15 protein-coding genes and 1 pseudogene are annotated in these 16,523 nt (G+C 46.6%); 10 read left to right on the forward strand and 6 right to left on the reverse strand.

What is annotated here, in order from left to right; genetic code table 11:
• Positions 1-41: 41 nt before the first annotated feature.
• The 3 genes from ACV3PA_RS15295 to ACV3PA_RS15305 all read right to left on the reverse strand — a co-directional run bounded on the left by ACV3PA_RS15295 (position 42) and on the right by ACV3PA_RS15305 (position 4,981).
• The gene (locus ACV3PA_RS15295) at positions 42-2,102 is read right to left on the reverse strand and encodes an ABC transporter ATP-binding protein (RefSeq protein ID WP_456125164.1); all 2,061 of its coding nucleotides are present in this window, start codon (positions 2,100-2,102) and stop codon (positions 42-44) included.
• Between the two features lie 14 nt (positions 2,103-2,116).
• Positions 2,117-3,844, reverse strand: coding sequence for an ABC transporter ATP-binding protein (locus tag ACV3PA_RS15300; RefSeq protein WP_053452185.1), 1,728 nt, complete (start codon positions 3,842-3,844; stop codon positions 2,117-2,119).
• Between the two features lie 321 nt (positions 3,845-4,165).
• A complete protein-coding gene (locus ACV3PA_RS15305) occupies positions 4,166-4,981 on the reverse strand; it encodes a RecX family transcriptional regulator (protein ID WP_456125165.1) in 816 nt (271 codons plus the stop codon).
• 134 nt (positions 4,982-5,115) lie between these two features.
• Here ACV3PA_RS15305 and ACV3PA_RS15310 point away from each other — a divergent pair, with 134 nt between their 5' ends.
• The 7 genes from ACV3PA_RS15310 (at position 5,116) to ACV3PA_RS15340 (ending at position 11,648) form a co-directional block, all read left to right on the forward strand.
• Positions 5,116-6,024, forward strand: a complete 909-nt coding sequence (locus ACV3PA_RS15310; RefSeq protein WP_053452187.1) for a TIGR01777 family oxidoreductase — start codon at positions 5,116-5,118, stop codon at positions 6,022-6,024.
• An 18-nt stretch (positions 6,025-6,042) separates the two neighbouring features.
• A complete protein-coding gene (locus tag ACV3PA_RS15315; RefSeq protein WP_053452188.1) occupies positions 6,043-7,182 on the forward strand; it encodes an amidohydrolase in 1,140 nt (379 codons plus the stop codon).
• 231 nt (positions 7,183-7,413) lie between these two features.
• On the forward strand, positions 7,414-7,974 hold the full coding sequence (locus ACV3PA_RS15320; protein ID WP_053452189.1) for a GNAT family N-acetyltransferase: 561 nt from the start codon (positions 7,414-7,416) through the stop codon (positions 7,972-7,974).
• 127 nt (positions 7,975-8,101) lie between these two features.
• A complete protein-coding gene (locus ACV3PA_RS15325) occupies positions 8,102-8,785 on the forward strand; it encodes a response regulator transcription factor (RefSeq protein WP_023467299.1) in 684 nt (227 codons plus the stop codon).
• Entirely contained in the window at positions 8,782-10,176 is a 1,395-nt protein-coding gene (locus ACV3PA_RS15330; RefSeq protein ID WP_053452190.1) for a sensor histidine kinase, read from the forward strand. The genes ACV3PA_RS15325 and ACV3PA_RS15330 overlap by 4 nt, the downstream gene beginning before the upstream one ends.
• On the forward strand, positions 10,173-10,739 hold the full coding sequence (locus ACV3PA_RS15335; RefSeq protein ID WP_456125166.1) for a TVP38/TMEM64 family protein: 567 nt from the start codon (positions 10,173-10,175) through the stop codon (positions 10,737-10,739). Before ACV3PA_RS15330 ends, ACV3PA_RS15335 begins: the two co-directional genes overlap by 4 nt.
• A 30-nt stretch (positions 10,740-10,769) precedes the next feature.
• The gene (locus tag ACV3PA_RS15340) at positions 10,770-11,648 is read left to right on the forward strand and encodes an aldo/keto reductase (RefSeq protein ID WP_053452192.1); all 879 of its coding nucleotides are present in this window, start codon (positions 10,770-10,772) and stop codon (positions 11,646-11,648) included.
• A 70-nt stretch (positions 11,649-11,718) separates the two neighbouring features.
• On the opposite strand, the gene rlmD is transcribed toward ACV3PA_RS15340, so the two are convergent.
• Both rlmD and ACV3PA_RS15350 read right to left on the reverse strand, forming a co-directional pair.
• Entirely contained in the window at positions 11,719-13,104 is a 1,386-nt protein-coding gene (gene rlmD / locus ACV3PA_RS15345) for a 23S rRNA (uracil(1939)-C(5))-methyltransferase RlmD (RefSeq protein ID WP_456125167.1), read from the reverse strand.
• 40 nt (positions 13,105-13,144) lie between these two features.
• On the reverse strand, positions 13,145-13,357 hold the full coding sequence (locus ACV3PA_RS15350; protein WP_023467294.1) for an SE1561 family protein: 213 nt from the start codon (positions 13,355-13,357) through the stop codon (positions 13,145-13,147).
• Between the two features lie 84 nt (positions 13,358-13,441).
• Between ACV3PA_RS15350 and yfkAB the strand changes: the two genes are divergently transcribed.
• The 3 genes and pseudogenes from yfkAB to ACV3PA_RS15365 all read left to right on the forward strand — a co-directional run.
• Entirely contained in the window at positions 13,442-14,554 is a 1,113-nt protein-coding gene (gene yfkAB, locus ACV3PA_RS15355; protein WP_456125168.1) for a radical SAM/CxCxxxxC motif protein YfkAB, read from the forward strand.
• A gap of 87 nt (positions 14,555-14,641) precedes the next feature.
• Positions 14,642-14,824 carry a hypothetical protein gene (locus ACV3PA_RS15360; RefSeq protein WP_023467292.1) on the forward strand — a complete coding sequence of 61 codons (183 nt, stop codon included), beginning with the start codon at positions 14,642-14,644 and terminating at the stop codon, positions 14,822-14,824.
• A gap of 71 nt (positions 14,825-14,895) precedes the next feature.
• Positions 14,896-16,047: pseudogene (locus ACV3PA_RS15365) on the forward strand (MFS transporter); the annotation flags it as partial.
• A 38-nt stretch (positions 16,048-16,085) separates the two neighbouring features.
• On the opposite strand, the gene ACV3PA_RS15370 reads toward ACV3PA_RS15365, so the two are convergent.
• Positions 16,086-16,373 (reverse strand): hypothetical protein, encoded by a 288-nt coding sequence (locus ACV3PA_RS15370; RefSeq protein WP_023467290.1) that lies wholly within the window; start codon positions 16,371-16,373, stop codon positions 16,086-16,088.
• Positions 16,374-16,523 lie beyond the last annotated feature (150 nt).

A 16,523-nucleotide genomic window follows, 5' to 3' on the forward strand; every position in this document is an offset into this window, starting at 1 on the left:
CGTTTTTCAGTATAAACGAAAAGGAGGAGAAACTGGATGGATTAGCTTGATTTCAATTCAAGATTACGCTTGCTTTGCAACGCGTACATTTTCGCATAAATACCGGACGCTGAAAGAAGCACATCATGTGGTCCCCGCTCTACGATCCGACCATGATCAAGAACAAGAATCTCATCCGCATCCTTGATCGTCGACAAGCGGTGCGCAATGATGAACGTCGTCCGTCCTTTTGTTAACGTCAGCAAAGCCTCTTGAATGACTGCTTCGGTTTCTGAGTCGACACTTGCTGTTGCTTCATCAAGAACAAGGATTGCTGGATCGAATGCCAGCGCACGAGCAAAGCTTATTAATTGGCGCTCCCCAGCGGATAACGTAGCACCTTTTTCAATGACCGGTTCATCGAGTCCATTCGGGAGACGGTCGATGAATCGATCGGCTCCGACGGCTTCAATCGCCTGGCGAACGCGAGCTTCCGTTATATCAGGATTGCCGAGCGTGATGTTCGACCGGATCGTTCCCGTGAAGAGGAACGGATCCTGTAAGACGATCCCCATATGCTCACGGACTGCTTGTTTCGGTAAGTTTGTCACGTCTTGTCCGTCAATCAACAATTGCCCTTTTGACGGATCATAGAACCGCATCAGCAAGTTCATGATTGAGCTTTTCCCACTGCCGGTATGACCAACGAGAGCAATCGTTGCGCCTGGTGCTGCGTCGATTTGAATTTCACGCAATACAGGATTACCTGCCTCGTAACTGAATTCGACGTCTTTGAAGGAAACTGCTCCTTTAAAGCGCGGAACACGACCTTGTTCGACCGGCTCGCCTTTTTCGTCGAGCAACTGGAACATCCGGTCCGCTGAGACGAGCGCTTGTTGCAGTGGTGATAGCTGATTCATAATTTGAGTGACCGGTTCGAACAAACGGGACACATAATCGATATAGGCATATAAAATACCGAGCGATAAAAACGATCCGTTTGTCAGGCTTTTTCCACCGACGACCCAAATCAATAGGGCAAGCGTCAGGTTTTTCAAAAAGTAGGATAAGTTGTGTGACATCAAGGCATCGAGTCGTAACAACTTTGCCCGTGTCTGATAGTTCTCTTCATTTTTTTCTTCGAATTCGGCAAGGACTTCCTTCTCGCGCGCATAGGCTTGAATGATCGGCATCGTCTGAATGTTTTCATTCAATTGTCCATTCATGTCAGCAACGAGCGAACGAACCTTGAAGTTATTTTTCGTCGCAAGTTTCTGGAACAGTTGAATCCAGAAATAGACGATCGGAATGATGATCAGCGAGACAAGTCCTAGTCGGTAATCAAGGAAGAACATCGCGACAAGAATTCCTGCCATCGTGATGATTCCTGAAAAGACCCGTGCGAGCACACCGAGATAAAGATCACGAATCGTCTCCGTATCATTTGTGACCCGACTGACGATTTTCCCGATTGGCGTCTGATCGAAATAACGGACCGGTAACCGTTGCAGGTGCGTAAAGACATCAAGTCGCATCCGTTTGATGATTTTATGGGCCGACCGCTGGAGTAAAATTTGCTGTACCCAGTTCAATCCAGCTGCTACTAGTAACAAGATGACGTAGATCAATGATAGCCAGCCGATCGCTTTTAAGTCGTTTGAATAAAAATCATAGACCTGTCCTTGTGTCAGTTTTTGAATATCGTTATACGTGTATACGTCGTTCCCACGCGTAACGGTCATCGTATTTCCACTGATGTTCCGTTCCCCACCACTAACGACTTGTTTGGGTACGAAATAGTAGCCGTTTTCTGTTTGAACGATCGAGACGGATCGAACGATTTCATCTTTAGAGACATCTTGTGCTTTGGCGAATTGACGACCGTCATACGTGACCGCGCCATCCGTTTTAACTTCAACCCAGTCCTTTTCAATCGCTACGATATGTTCATCGATGATGACTTTAGCGATATAGGGACCCGTCAGTTCTGCTCCGACTGCTAGTACGAGTAGAAACAGCCCTAAAAAGATCGCTTGTTTTTCGTGAATCGCATAGCGGATCAACGAACGGATCGTCGTCTTCCGACGTGCCGGATCGAGTTGATATAATTCCAATTCATTCATGTAGAGGCACCTCCTTACATCTCTTCACTTTGTCGCTCGAATTGTTGAGCGTACCAGCCATTTTGTGCCATCAGGCTGTCGTGTGTTCCTCGTTCTGAAATCACCCCGTCTTGTAAGACGATGATTTCGTCCGCATGCGCCACTGCCGATAAGCGATGGGCAACGATCAATGTCGTTGATTGATGACGATTCGAGCGAATCGAATCGATAATATGTGATTCCGTTTTCGCATCTACTGCCGACAGTGAATCATCCAGCAGTAGCAATTCTGGTTTTTTCAACATTGCACGTGCGATCGACAGACGTTGCTTTTGTCCGCCTGATAATGTGACGCCTCGTTCGCCGACCATCGTCTCAAGTCCTTGTTCGAGCGTCTCGATGTCTTTTTCAAAGGATGCGAGACGAATCGCTTCCTGTAATTCTTCTTCCGTCGCTTCACCTGCACCGAACAAGATATTGTCCCGGACGGATTTCGAGAACAGTAAATGTTCTTGTGATACGTAACCTGTCCATCCACGCACTGTTTCAAGCGCGATATCTTCATACGGCACACCGTTGACCGTCAGCATGTCTCGACCAATCGGATACTCACGCAGGAATTGACGCAAGAACGTCGTTTTCCCGGACCCGGTTGGTCCAACGATTCCAATCGTTGCTCCTTGATCGATCGTCATGTTCAAATCTTGTAATACCGGATGCGCCGTTTCTGGGTACGTAAATGTCAAATTCGTCATCTCAATCCGCTCCGGACGCTCGACGTGCTCCCGCGGCGTCGAGGCAATCAACGGTTTCACACGCATCGTCGCTTCTAAGCGGTCAAGACTCGCTGTTCCCCGCTGGATGACGTTGATCAATTCACCAAATGCATACATCGGCCAGATCAGCATTCCGAGATAGATGTTAAAGGCGACCAATTGTCCAAGCGTGATATCGTTCGTAAAGACGAGATATGTCCCGAACGACAAGCCGATCAAATAACTGAATCCGACGAGTAGTTTAATGATCGGTTCAAATAAGACATCGATTTTTGCGACGTGCATGTTTTTCTCAAAGACATCCGTCGTCACATCGTCGAACCGTTTGACATCAACTGGTTCTTGGACAAACGAACGGATGACACGCAGTCCAGAAATCGACTCGACGACCTGATCGTTCATCGTTCCGAACGAGTCCTGGGCAGTAATGAAACGACCATGAATTTGACTCCCGAGCTTATTCATCGCATAGGCGAGAAGTGGCATCGGTAATAATGCAGCGAGCGTCAACTTCCAGTCGATCGCGACACCCATAACGACAAGTGTGATGGCTGTCATATTCAGCGAATCAACGAGCGTCAAGACACCAAACCCAGCTGTCCGTTCAACGGCTTTTAAGTCGTTTGTTGCGAGTGCCATCAAATCACCTGTCCGATTCTTTTGATAGAACGTTGGTGTCAATTTCAATAAGTGCGTAAAGAACCTACTCCGCAATGTCCGCTCTAGTAAAAATGCCGTTCCGAATAACTTAGCTAACCACTGATACGTCAAAATGAAGGAGATGATGGAAATGACCGTTAATCCACCGACATACTGTAAGAGTGTCGTTCGATCCATCGAACCTGAGCGTAAACCGTCGATCACTTTTCCGATCAACCACGGCGGTGTCAAATCGATGAAGCCCGTGATGATCAGTAAGACGACTGCTACGAGGTAAGATGATTTGTGTTCTTTTAGAAACCAACTCAATTGCCGAAATAAACGCATGAGGGTCCCCCCTTTACTGTGAAATGAAGTGTTTTTTCCGAGCACGCAAAAAGGCATACGGATTTCCGGATGCAGTCCGAGAATCCGTATGCCTTGAAATAGACATACTGTTTTCTTGTTCGTCTGCGCGCTCGGGAGACGAATCCCCTTGCTCGCACATGAAATGAATTACTTATACGTGCTCAAGAGTCTCCGTCGTATTCAGCTGTTGGATGTGTGTGAAACCAATTGGCTTTTTCATAGGACGGTTCCTCCTTTTCTTAGTCTGTGCGTAGAATAACACAATTGTCGGATAATTGTCAATTTTTCGTCTTGCTTTCGTTATTCTGTCTCTTCTTCTTTAACTTGTTCAAGAACTTGAGCCGCTAGTCCATACGGAAATCCCTTTCGGACAAGTGCCTGTTTTACCTTTTGCTCGCGTTCGAACGGTTCGAGTTGCCGGTACTTCGGATAATACTTGCGTGCTTGATAGAGTGCTGCTTGTTCTTCTTCGTCACCTTCTTCAGCTAAGAATACCTCTTCGATGCCCGCTTTGATCAAATCGGTCGAAAACCCGCGTTTCATAAGTGTCATCTGTAGCTTTTGCGTCAATTCGCGTACGGAGCGTCGTTGCAATTCCTTTTGCTTTTGTCGTAAAAATTTAAGTATTTTTTCGTATGCTTCTTCATCCGTAAACGTCATGATTGCCTCATCGATTGCTGTCTTCGGTATCTTCAACGCCTCAAGATCGCGGCGAATCTTTCCCGGTCCTTGTGGTGTAGTTGCTTTTTTCGTCGCTGTATACGCAAGTGCGAACTGGTGATCATCGAGATAGCGTTGCTCGGTCAATCGCTCGATCGCATGTTTGATCGCATGTTCCGGTGTCTCTTTTTCCGTCAGATACGTGACGACCTCACTTGTTGCCCGCATCCGATACGATAAGTGATTCAATGAGAGACGATATGCTTTCTGCTGTTCTTCAGCCGTCAGTACTTCCTTAACGAAGTCGTCATCGAGCTCTTTATCGCGCTGTAGATTGTATTTGATTAAGATATCGACGTCTACGGCAAATGCATATTCTTCTTTACCATCACGTTCGACATAGATATTGAATCGTTCGCTGTTCTTTTTCTGGGTCGAGATCCGCTTGATCTTCATTTCGTTCCCTCCTCTAACCTGATTCGATAGTTCTACGATAGCATGAACAGGCAGGTCTATGTTTGACTGAAACTAAGGAACGGGAACAAATGGTAAGAACCTTATTTTGATGGATTTCAGGGAGGATGGATTATATGAAGATTGCAATCACGGGTGGAACTGGAATGATTGGTCAAGCCTTGACGAAGCGTTTACTTGAGCAAGGACATCATATTTTTATTTTAACGCGTCATCCGAAAGCGGATGATGCGCACGTCACATATATCAAGTGGATGACAGAAGATGCAAAACCGGAACAACATTTAGAAGGAGTCGATGCTTTTATTCATCTCGCCGGCGCTTCAATCAATGATGGTCGTTGGACGGATGAACGAAAACGCGTCATTCTCGATAGTCGTGTCAGTACGACAAAAGAACTGGTACGAATCGTCGAAGCACTCGATCAAAAACCAAACGTCGTCTTATCTGCTTCGGCAGTCGGAATTTACGGACAAGATCGGCATCAGACGTTCTCAGAAGACCAACCACTCCCCCCGACTGCTGACTTTTTGAGTCATGTCTGTGTCGCATGGGAAGATCTCGCCCGTCCGATTGCTGACGCTGGCATTCGACTCGTTCATCCACGAATCGGTGTCGTCTTGACGAAAGCCGGCGGTGCTTATCCATTAATGCGCTTACCGTACGTCTTGTTTGGTGGCGGTACGATGGGTGACGGAAAACAATGGGTGTCTTGGGTCCATATCGATGATTTAGTCGATTTATTCATCTTCGCCCTTGAGACCCCGACAGTCGAGGGGCCGCTGAACATTACTGCTCCTCACCCAGAGACGATGCGTCGCTTTGGTCAGACGATTGGGAAAGTCTTGCACCGTCCACACTGGCTCCCTGCTCCACGCTTCGCGTTAGAACTCGCACTGGGTGAAAAGAGTACGATCGTACTCGAAGGAGCGCGTGTCGTTCCAAAAAAAGCGCTCGAAAACGGATACAAGTTTCGGTATGCTGAACTAAAGGATGCGTTACGAGCAATCGAGCATTCAAACTAGTACAGGGGTGGACGATACTTGGATATCTTAATTCGAAATGCACATATCTATCCGATTACTTCGGACAGTTTTTACGGAGACATCCGAATCCGTGACGGGAAAATCATTGAAATGGGTGAACTGCTTGATCATTTAGAAAATGATCAAGTCGTTGAAGCTGAAGGTCACTTTTTATTGCCCGGTTTCATCGATGCCCACACGCACCTTGGATTATATGACGAAGGAACCGGAACGGTCGGAAACGATGCCAATGAGACGATCTTTGCGATGACACCACATCTCCGTGCCATTGATGGCGTGTACCCGCTTGATGAAGGATTCAAGGAGGCTGTTCAACATGGTATCACGACCGTTCAAGTCATGCCCGGTAGCATGAACATCATCGGTGGTGTCACAAGTGTCATCAAAACACATGGTCGATTCATCGATGATATGATCCTTCGCAAGTACGCGGGTCTGAAGGTGGCGCTTGGTGAAAACCCTAAACGCGTCCATAGTGCTGGTCGCGCCGGTGAACTGACACGGATGGGCATCATGGGAATGTTACGCGAAGCTTTTCTTGAAGTTCGGACACAACACGTTTCTGAAACCTTCGCTCACCAAATGATCAAACGTGTTCTTGACCATAAAATGCCTCTACGTGTACATGCGCACCGAGCAGATGATATCCTGTCCGCCATTCGTTTTGCGGAAGAGTTCGATCTTGATTTACGTATCGAGCATTGTACGGAAGGTCATCTCGTCGCGAAAGAGATGGAGCAGTTGCCGATTGAAAAAGTGACTGTCGGACCGACATTTACACGTAAGTCTAAAATCGAACTGAAGAACAAAACGTGGGAAACTTACCGGATACTACACGAACACGGTCTTGAGATTTCGATTACGACCGATCATCCGTACACCCCTGTCCAGTATTTGAACCTCTGTGCTGGTCTCGCTGCACGAGAAGGTTTACCGGTCGACATCGCCTTACGGGCAATTACGATTCATCCCGCCCGTTCGCTTGGTGTAGAGGATCATGTCGGATCGATCGAGACCGGAAAAGATGCCGATCTCGTCCTCTGGAGTCACTTCCCACTCGACTATTTAGCAAAGCCGCTCATGACGATGATCGACGGAAAAATCATTTTTGAACACGCTCAATTGAACTTGTCTTAACCCCGCCCCCGTAAGGTGTTTGTAACGCCTTTCGGGGGTTTTGAACGCTTCCGAAAAACATCTTGTTTTTGTATCTTTTTTCACAAAAATTATTTTCTTGCAATTTTAAAAAAAGAAGGTAATATTATCTTATCCGACAACTGAAGAAGGCATACCATGCGCGGTTCAAACGAGTCAGACAGGTAGCTTTCGACAATCATTCTTGCGGTCCTAAAAAGGAGGAATGGAAGTATGCTCAAGCAACGGGAGCTGAGCGACTGCGCTGATTTGTTCGAACTGATGCAGCATCAAGACGTATATCCGTACGTCCGCCAAAAAACACGGTACTTTGATGAATTTCTGTTTACTACAAAGCAGGCAATCGAAGAGGAAGAACGTGGTGAAATCGTATCACGTACCATCCTAGATGAGTTCGATCAACCGATTGGTACGATTAGTTTACTCGATATCGAAGGACAATATGGGTTTCTCGGTACATGGTTAGGTAAACCGTATCATGGTAAAGGATACAATCATTTAGCGAAAGAAGCCTTCTTCTCTGAGCTGTTCTTCGAGCTCGAATACGAGAGTGTCTTCATGAAAATTCGCAAAAGTAACATCCGTTCACAAAAAGCAGCTGAAAAATTGCCATACGCGTTCTGTGCTGATGAGTTGCGCCCAGCGCTCCTTGAACAATTGAATGCCGGTGAGACACAATTCACGCTGTATGAAGTCTCAAAGTCTAGTTTCCACATGTACATTCATGGTCGGGAGCTCGAAACACTATATGATCACCAACAACTCGAAGCATGAGAGCCTTGTCTCTCGTGCTTTTTTGCGTCCACGCATGCGTTTCTAAAGTTTGAAATGGTATGATAAATAAGAAAACTTATCTTTATGGAAGAAACTCTTTCTTCTACAGGAAATGGAGCGAAGACTTATGCCAGAATCGTTTAACATTCTCGTAGTAGATGATGAAGCACAAATGCGTGACCTTCTCGTCTCGAATCTCGAAAAAGAACATTACACGACGATGACAGCTTCTAATGGACAAGAAGCAATCCATCTCATTCAACAAAATACATTCCACCTCGTCCTACTCGATGTCATGATGCCGGAAATGGATGGTTTGACAGCCTGTATGCGGATTCGTGAATTCTCAAACGTTCCGATCATCATGCTGACGGCACGTTCGGACGAACTCGACCGGATCCACGGTCTAAAAATCGGAGCTGACGACTATATTACAAAACCATTCAGCCCACGAGAGCTGCTCGCTCGGATCGAAGCGACACTTCGTCGTTCTCATCGATTCACGGTCGATCAATCGGCTACTTTGACGCTTGGTATGCTCGAACTTGATACCGAAAGTCGGAGTGTCCACGTTAACGGTAAACCGGTCAGTCTGACACGTAAGGAATTTGATTTGTTGCATTTGTTCGCCCAAAACAATGATAAGGTCTTTTCTCGCGAACAGTTACTCGATCAAATCTGGGGTGCAGATTATATCGGTAACTTGCGGACAGTCGATACACATATCAAAACACTTCGCTTAAAGCTCGGGGAAGCTGGTGGCTCGATTCAAACAGTCTGGGGCATCGGTTATAAATTCGAGGAAGTATGATTAAGCGCTATACGATCCGGCGTCGGATTTGGATCACGATTTGGTTCACAAGCGTTTTTTCTGCCATTTTGTTCGTCCTGTTGACGTTTTATCTCTACGACCGGTTCTATCTTCAGACGCAGGAAGATATCTTATTAAACCGAGGCGAAAAGCTGATCAACATCTATGAATCTGAAGGATTATCCGGTGCTTTTTATGATGGAATGACTTATACGAATGAGTTAACAGAATCAAAAGTCTTCTTCATTGATTTTCTGAAGAAAAATCCAGCCGGACTTCGTTTTTTGACGAATGCAGATATTGAACAACTGCGAAACGGGGAAACTGTTGTCTCGAGTCGGACCCATCCGATTGAAGGAACAGACATTTTAATGACCGGATTTCCAATCATTGAAAACAATCGACTCGTCGGTACGCTGATCTTGTATTTGGAACTCGGTCAAATCAGTGAACCGTTCCGTCCACTCCGGCTGATGATCTTCTTTATGATCGGACTGATCGTCTTGAATCTTGTCATCTTTGGACGCCAGATCATTGATACGATCATTCGCCCGTTAATCGATATGAAGCGCGCCTCAACCGTCTATGCGCAAGGTGACTTTGATTACCGGATTCCAATTCAGTCAGATGATGAAATCGGTGAACTAGCAGAGACGTTGAACAAGATGGCAGAATCACTCGGTGAGGTCGATGAGCAACGTAAAGAGTTCCTCGCAAACGTTAGTCACGAACTCCGTACACCACTCTCTTATATCCGTGGTTATACGGAGATGATGCAGGACGATTCACTCGAGGAAGAAAAACGTGCTCAGTACTATCAAATCATCGAACGGGAAACCGAACGTTTGCAACGTCTCGTCAATGACTTACTCGATCTCGCTCAACTCGAGCGCGATTCTTACCCGATGTCGAAACAACCACTCGTCTTCAGTCAAGTACTTGAAGATGTGATCTACCGGATGGAACCGATCGCTCAATCAAAAGGGGTCACATTCGTCATGAATCTCGACCCGGATCAAATCGTCTTAGGCGATACGGACCGTCTCGAGCAAGTCTTTGGTAATTTACTCGATAATGCATTGCGGTACACACCACCCGGCAAACAGATTTTCTTGTCGACTGAAACGATCGGTGACCGGACGCATTGTCTAATTCGAGACGAAGGAGAAGGCATTCCGGAAGAACATCTCGATCGACTGACGAAACGCTTTTACCGTGTCGATAAATCACGGACGCGCAAAGATGGCGGAACTGGTCTTGGTCTTGCGATCACAAAACACATCATTGATCGGCATGATGGGACGATTCGGTTCAACTCCATTCTCGGACAAGGCACAACCGTCCACATCGAGTTACCGCTTCTTCCGGATGAAGAGGATGGTTTCGAATGATGGAACAGCATGTCGTACAGACTTTTGAACTCTTCGGTTCGTTTGCACCGATCGTTAGTTTGTTAATTGGTATCGTCGTCAGCGTTCTTGGTGTTTTACCGAGTACGTTCGTCACCGCTGCGAACCTCGTCTACTTCGGACTATGGTACGGCACACTGCTCTCGTTCATCGGTGAGGTCTTCGGTGCAGGGTGTGCCTTCCTGCTCTACCGGAAAGGATTACGATATGCCCTTCGTCGTCCACTTCCGGATCGATTCGCTCGCCTGCAGCAAAAGCTACAAGCACAACAAGGACGCGAAGCCTTTTTGACGATCATCTTATTGCGACTATTACCATTCGTCCCGTCTGGCATTGTCAATATCGTTAGTGCGGCTAGTCGTGTTTCCATCTTGCTTTTCCTATCTGCAAGTACGCTCGGAAAAATTCCAGCTATGTTACTCGAAGTACTCGCCGTCCATCAATTCATGCAATCCTCGACGATGATGCAATGGTCGATTGCAAGCATCGCATTCGTCAGTTATTTGATCTATCGCGTATATCAAAAACGAATATCATCGATTTAATTACAAGCTAGCTGAAAGGAATTGTCGTTCATGGAGTTAAGACGTTTTGGAACATCCGATTTACTTGTTTCTCCGCTTGGTTTTGGAGCCGGTCATATTGGTGCAGAACAGATGACGGATCGCGAAGCCGTCTATTTACTGGAACAAGCACGGGATCTTGGTATTAATCTGATCGATACAGCACGCGGCTATGGCTTATCCGAGCAACGTGTTGGGCAATTCCTAAAGAATCGTCGTCACGACATCATTCTCTCGACGAAGGTCGGCTATGATGTAGCGGGTGCACAGGATTGGACCTTTGAAGCGGTCAGTGGCGGCATCGATCAAGCCTTACGGACGATGCAAACGGATTATCTTGATATCGTACACTTACATTCCTGCAGCCGAGAGATTCTTGCTCAAAGTGACGTCATCGAGGCGCTGGAACGAGCAAAACAAGCTGGGAAAGTCCGGGTCATCGCTTATTCTGGTGATCGGGAAGATTTGCAGTATGCCATCGAAACGAAACGCTTCGATAGTTTTCAGACATCCTTCAATCTGTTCGACCAACGCGTCGATCAAGTCTTGCCTACACTTTTGAATCACGGGGTCATCGCCAAACGTCCAATCGGTAATGCACCGTGGCGCTTTACGGATCGTCCGGTCGGACAATATGTTGAACCCTACTGGGAACGGGCGCAACAACTCGCTTATCCACTCGAAGAATCAAGCTGGCTTGAGACCGCACTTCGTTTTACAATTTTTGAACCAGGCATTACGACGGCCATCATCGGAACGTCTCGACCAGAACACCTCGCTGTGAACCAGCAGCTGATTGAACGCGGTCCACTCCCAGCTGACCGCGTCACTCAATTGAAAGAACGTTTTTCCGAATGTGACGCCACGTTCGATTATGTTTCACAAACGTAAGTGATCAGTCGCAGAAAAAAAGCCCGTATGCACTCCTCTTAACGAGTGTGCATACGGGCTTGTTTCATACTTAGAACTTTTTCTTTTTCTTCTTTTCGAGCACGACGATCGCTTCGACGTGTGCCGTTTGTGGGAACATATCATACGGTTGAATGTACGATACCTTATATCCCGCTTTCATTAAGTGATCGCAATCACGTGCAAGCGTCTGCGGGTTACACGAGACATAGATGATTTTTTTCGCCTTAGACGAAATCATTGCGTTCAATAACTGCGTATCGCAACCTGAACGGGGTGGATCGACGATGAAGACATCTGGAATCCAGCCTTCCTTCACCCAACGTGGAATCCATGCTTCTGCCTTACCGACGACATAATGCGCATGATCAAAGCCATATTGCTTCATGTGCGCGTTCGCATCTTCAACTGCTTCTTCAATGATTTCCATCCCGCGGACTTCTTTCGCACCCTTAGCAATCCAGAGTCCGATTGAACCGACACCTGCGTATGCATCAACGACACGTTCTTCGCCTGTTAAAGCAGCAGCACGGGCAATCTCTTCATACATTCGTTCTGCCTGTTCTGGGTTCAACTGGAAGAAAGCGCGTGGCGACAATTGATACGTGAACTCGCCCATCTCTTCTTCGATCCGTTCCACACCACGCAACACTTCCGTCTCTTCTCCGAAGACACGTGACGTCAACTTGTCATTGATGTTCAGTGCGACCGAGACGACACCTGGAATATCCATGATATCGCGGGACAGCCCTTCTAGATCACGGAAGCCATCTTTAAAGGCAACGAGCACAACTTGAATTTCGCCTGTTTTGATTCCTGTCCGAACGACGATATGTCGCATGACACCGTCTTGTTTTGATGCATGGTAAACGGGCACTTTATAGTTATTGAGTAATTTCGTGACAGCTTGGTTGACGCGAAGCGTATCCTTATTTTGGACGACACAATCGTCGATTGCGACAAGACGATTGGAATTCGCAGAATAGAGACCACTGACGATTTCATTGTTTTGTTTCCCGACGACGAATTGTGACTTGTTGCGGTATCCCCACTCCTTCGAGCCAATCGTCGGACGGATATCAGCCTTCTCAACATTCAACTTCGTTGATTTCAAGAAGGCATTGCGAAGCATCTCTTCCTTATAACGTAATTGTCCATCGTAACTCATATGCTGTAATTGACAGCCACCACAGACACTATAGACTGGGCAAAGTGGTGTCACACGGTCTGGTGAACGATCGTCACGCTTTAAGATTTTTGCATTCGCATAGTTCGCATGGATTTCTGTGATCTCGATTTGTGCCGTCTCCCCTACAAGTAACCCTGGGATAAAGACGATCTGTCGCTCAAGCGTTGCGATCCCTTCACCGTTGATTCCCATTCGTAGACAAGTGACCGAACGGACCTCACCCGTCTGTAATTTGATTTTTGTTGCCATTGATTTCATCCTTCCTCTTTACGCAAATGAAAAAGCGGTCTCAATCTACCGCTTTTTTCGTTTCTTCTTGTTCTTTCATATCCTTCGCATATCGAACGACCTTCGCCTTCAATTGATCCAGTGATACGATCAGTCGTTCCAAATCTTCGATATCTGATGATTCATCGAGTGAATCGATTGTATGACAGAGAAGCTGCATTCTTGATTTTAGCACATTCATTTGACCAAGTTTATCAGTTCTTGCTTTTCCCATTATTCAGACTTCCTTTCTTCCGCTGGATTCCGACGTTATTTTAGCATACGATACGAGGTGGAGCACTAAAAAGGAGGAGTAAATATGCCACATTCATCACCCATTACGATCGCGAATGATCCGTGGGAAGCTTATCGTGACATTGAACAATACGGCACGGTCCGTTTGACGAACATTGAAGTCACGACAACAAAACTGTGTAACATGCGCTGCGAACATTGCGCCGTCGGTTACATGTTATCCAGTAGCGAATCACCTGAAATTCCAGTCGAACTACTCATTCAACGCCTGGATGAAATCGAACATCTGCGTGCGTTTTCCATCACAGGTGGAGAACCGATGCTCTCAATGAAGTCCGTCAAGGAATATGTGGTCCCTTTACTTAAGTATGCCCACGAACGTGGCGCTAAAACCCAAATCAACTCAAATTTAACACTTCCGTTATCTCGCTATGAATTAATCATTCCTTATTTAGATGTCTTGCACATCTCACATAACTGGGGAACAGCCGATGATTTCATCGATGGTGGCTTTGCGATGATGGAACGAAAACCGTCACGCGAAGCACGGACGAAGCTATTTGAGACGATGAAAGAGAATGCCCGTATCCTGAATGCACGAGGTGTCATCGTTTCTGCTGAGACGATGATCAATAAACGGACCTTACCACATCTTGAAGCGATTCATAAGGAAATCGTCGATATGGGTTGTGTTCGTCACGAAGTGCATCCGATGTACCCCGCTGACTTCGCGTCGATGATCGAAGCGGCTAGCTTGCCCGAAATCCGCGATGGGATTCATCGTTTGCTCGATGTTCGGGATCCGAACGTCTGGATGTTATTTGGAACACTCCCCTTCTATGCTTGCTCGATGGAAGAGGCGGATTTAGAACTTCATCGACGATTGCGTCAAGAGAAAAACGTATCTGTCCGCAATGACCCTGATGGTCGCTCTCGGCTCAACGTCAACATCTTTGATGGCGAGATCATCGTAACGGATTTCGGTGATGAACTTGCTTCGCTCGGTACGATTCATGAGACATCCTTCAATGATGCGTATGCCGAGTGGCAAGAAACGGAACTGAATAAAAGCTTGTCGTGTCACTGTCCTGCAGTGCAATGCCTCGGACCAAACGCCCTTGTGAAGAATGCATATTACCCTCAGATTAATTTCACAAAACAATCGAGTCGGCTTTAAATCTAAAAAAGAGGTTTTGAACAATTCTTTCCCGGGAAAAATGTCACAAAGTAGACACAATCTGTTTTTCTAAAAGGGGTGACCGGGATGGAATGGCTCGTAGGTATTGTTGCAATCATCGGTACGTTCAGCATGGTCTTGTTCGTCATGATGGTTGGTATTCGCGCTTCACATAGCATCGAACATGATGAAGTATTCGATCAAACGGACTGGGACGAACATCTTCTGCATATGCCGCGTCCAACACGGTTCGAACAAGAAAATAAATGAAGCACGCCCCGGTCTCCCTTTTCAGAGTCCGGGGCGTGTTATGCTAAAAAGAAAAAGAAAGGTCGTCGTTACTTGTGTCACGTCGTTTTGCACTTATCTTATCGATTGTCTTCATTTCCGGATTCACGCAAGGTCTGTTGATTCCACTGTTATCCATTTTACTTGAACGTCAAGGAACACCAGCCTTCATTAACGGTCTTAGCGCTGCCGTTCTTTATATTGGTGTCATCGTCGCTGCTCCTTTAATGGAAGGACCACTGCGACGACGCGGCTATATTCCAGTCATTTCATTCGGTCTTGCTCTAGTTGCTGTCGCTGTATTTTTATTCCCGCTCCTTCCGAGCATCATTGCTTGGATGATTCTACGCTTTCTCGTTGGATTCGGTGATCAAACGTTACACTACGGATCACAAGTTTGGGTCACGTCCATTACACCGAACGAACGATTGGGAAGAACGATGTCATTGTACGGTATGGCATTTGGTCTTGGTTTTGCCCTCGGACCTCTTGCTGCGCCACTCGTTGATATCATTGACTGGTTGCCTTTCGTGTTAACAGGAACTTTGACTGTCATCGTTCTGATTTTGTTATCACGTATGCCGAATGAAAAGCCATCGACCGTCATGCCGGAGGAATTACAAAGCGCTGCCTCCCGCTATCGACTTGTCTTAGCGACTGCTTGGTTCACGCTACTACCTGGCTTTACATACGGTTTTCTTGAAGCCACACTGAATGCCAGTTTCCCTGTGTTTGCGACGCGTAATGGGTATGGGTTATCAGAAACAAGTACTTTGATCACGACGTTTGTCGTTAGCTCATTGATTATGCAACTACCACTTGGACGGCTCGCAGATCACTTCGGGAAACGTCGGACGTTAGTGACGGTACTCTCGATTGGATCCGTTGCTTTTCTCATTGCCTGCTTCGCCTTCGAGCAATATGGTTGGCTGTTCGCAATCTTTGCAATTAGTGGGATGGCTCTCGGCTCAACGTATTCGCTTGGCGTCGCCTATATGACGGAACAATTACCACGTCATCTCCTACCAACCGGTAATTTACTTGCCGGAATCGCCTTTAGTCTCGGTTCGATTCTCGGACCGATTGCCGGCAGTCTGTTCGTGCAGCTTCCAGCTACGCTATATTTTAGTTTATTCGTTCTTGTCCTTGCGACACTTGCCTTTCTCTTACGATATGCAAAACGTCACGAGACACCTCGAATCTAAAAAAGGATCTTGCGCCACTGATGCGCAAGATCCTTTTTTTATTTCACGATTCCTTCTTGCCGAAAACTCCGCCAGAGCTTATCGTCGATTGCATACGGTTGTTCCTTTGCGCGCTTTAACTCTTCTGTCTCGAGCAATACGACGACCTCTCGACCGTTGATTGACCACACTGAATCGTAACCTCTCTCCGCCTCAATGATCTCTACATCCACATCTCCATGGGTTTCCTTCAATTGCTGACTGACGCACGTCACGACGAACCGGGCAAACTCATCACGTGGACGACGAGTGGCAATGATCTTTCGAACGATCTCATTCCGTTCCATCCGTTTTCATCTCCTTTCGTTTAATAGTCGCACTAGCCTTTCAGACAAGGCCGAATCGGTCTTTAGATGACCGTACAGAAAAAAGCCGAACGGGTCGGCTTGAGCAACGAACGATTGGGAGTTACTTTAATTGAAACTATTTTTGCACGA

The organism is Exiguobacterium sp. EA-TM-5 (assembly GCF_053878415.1).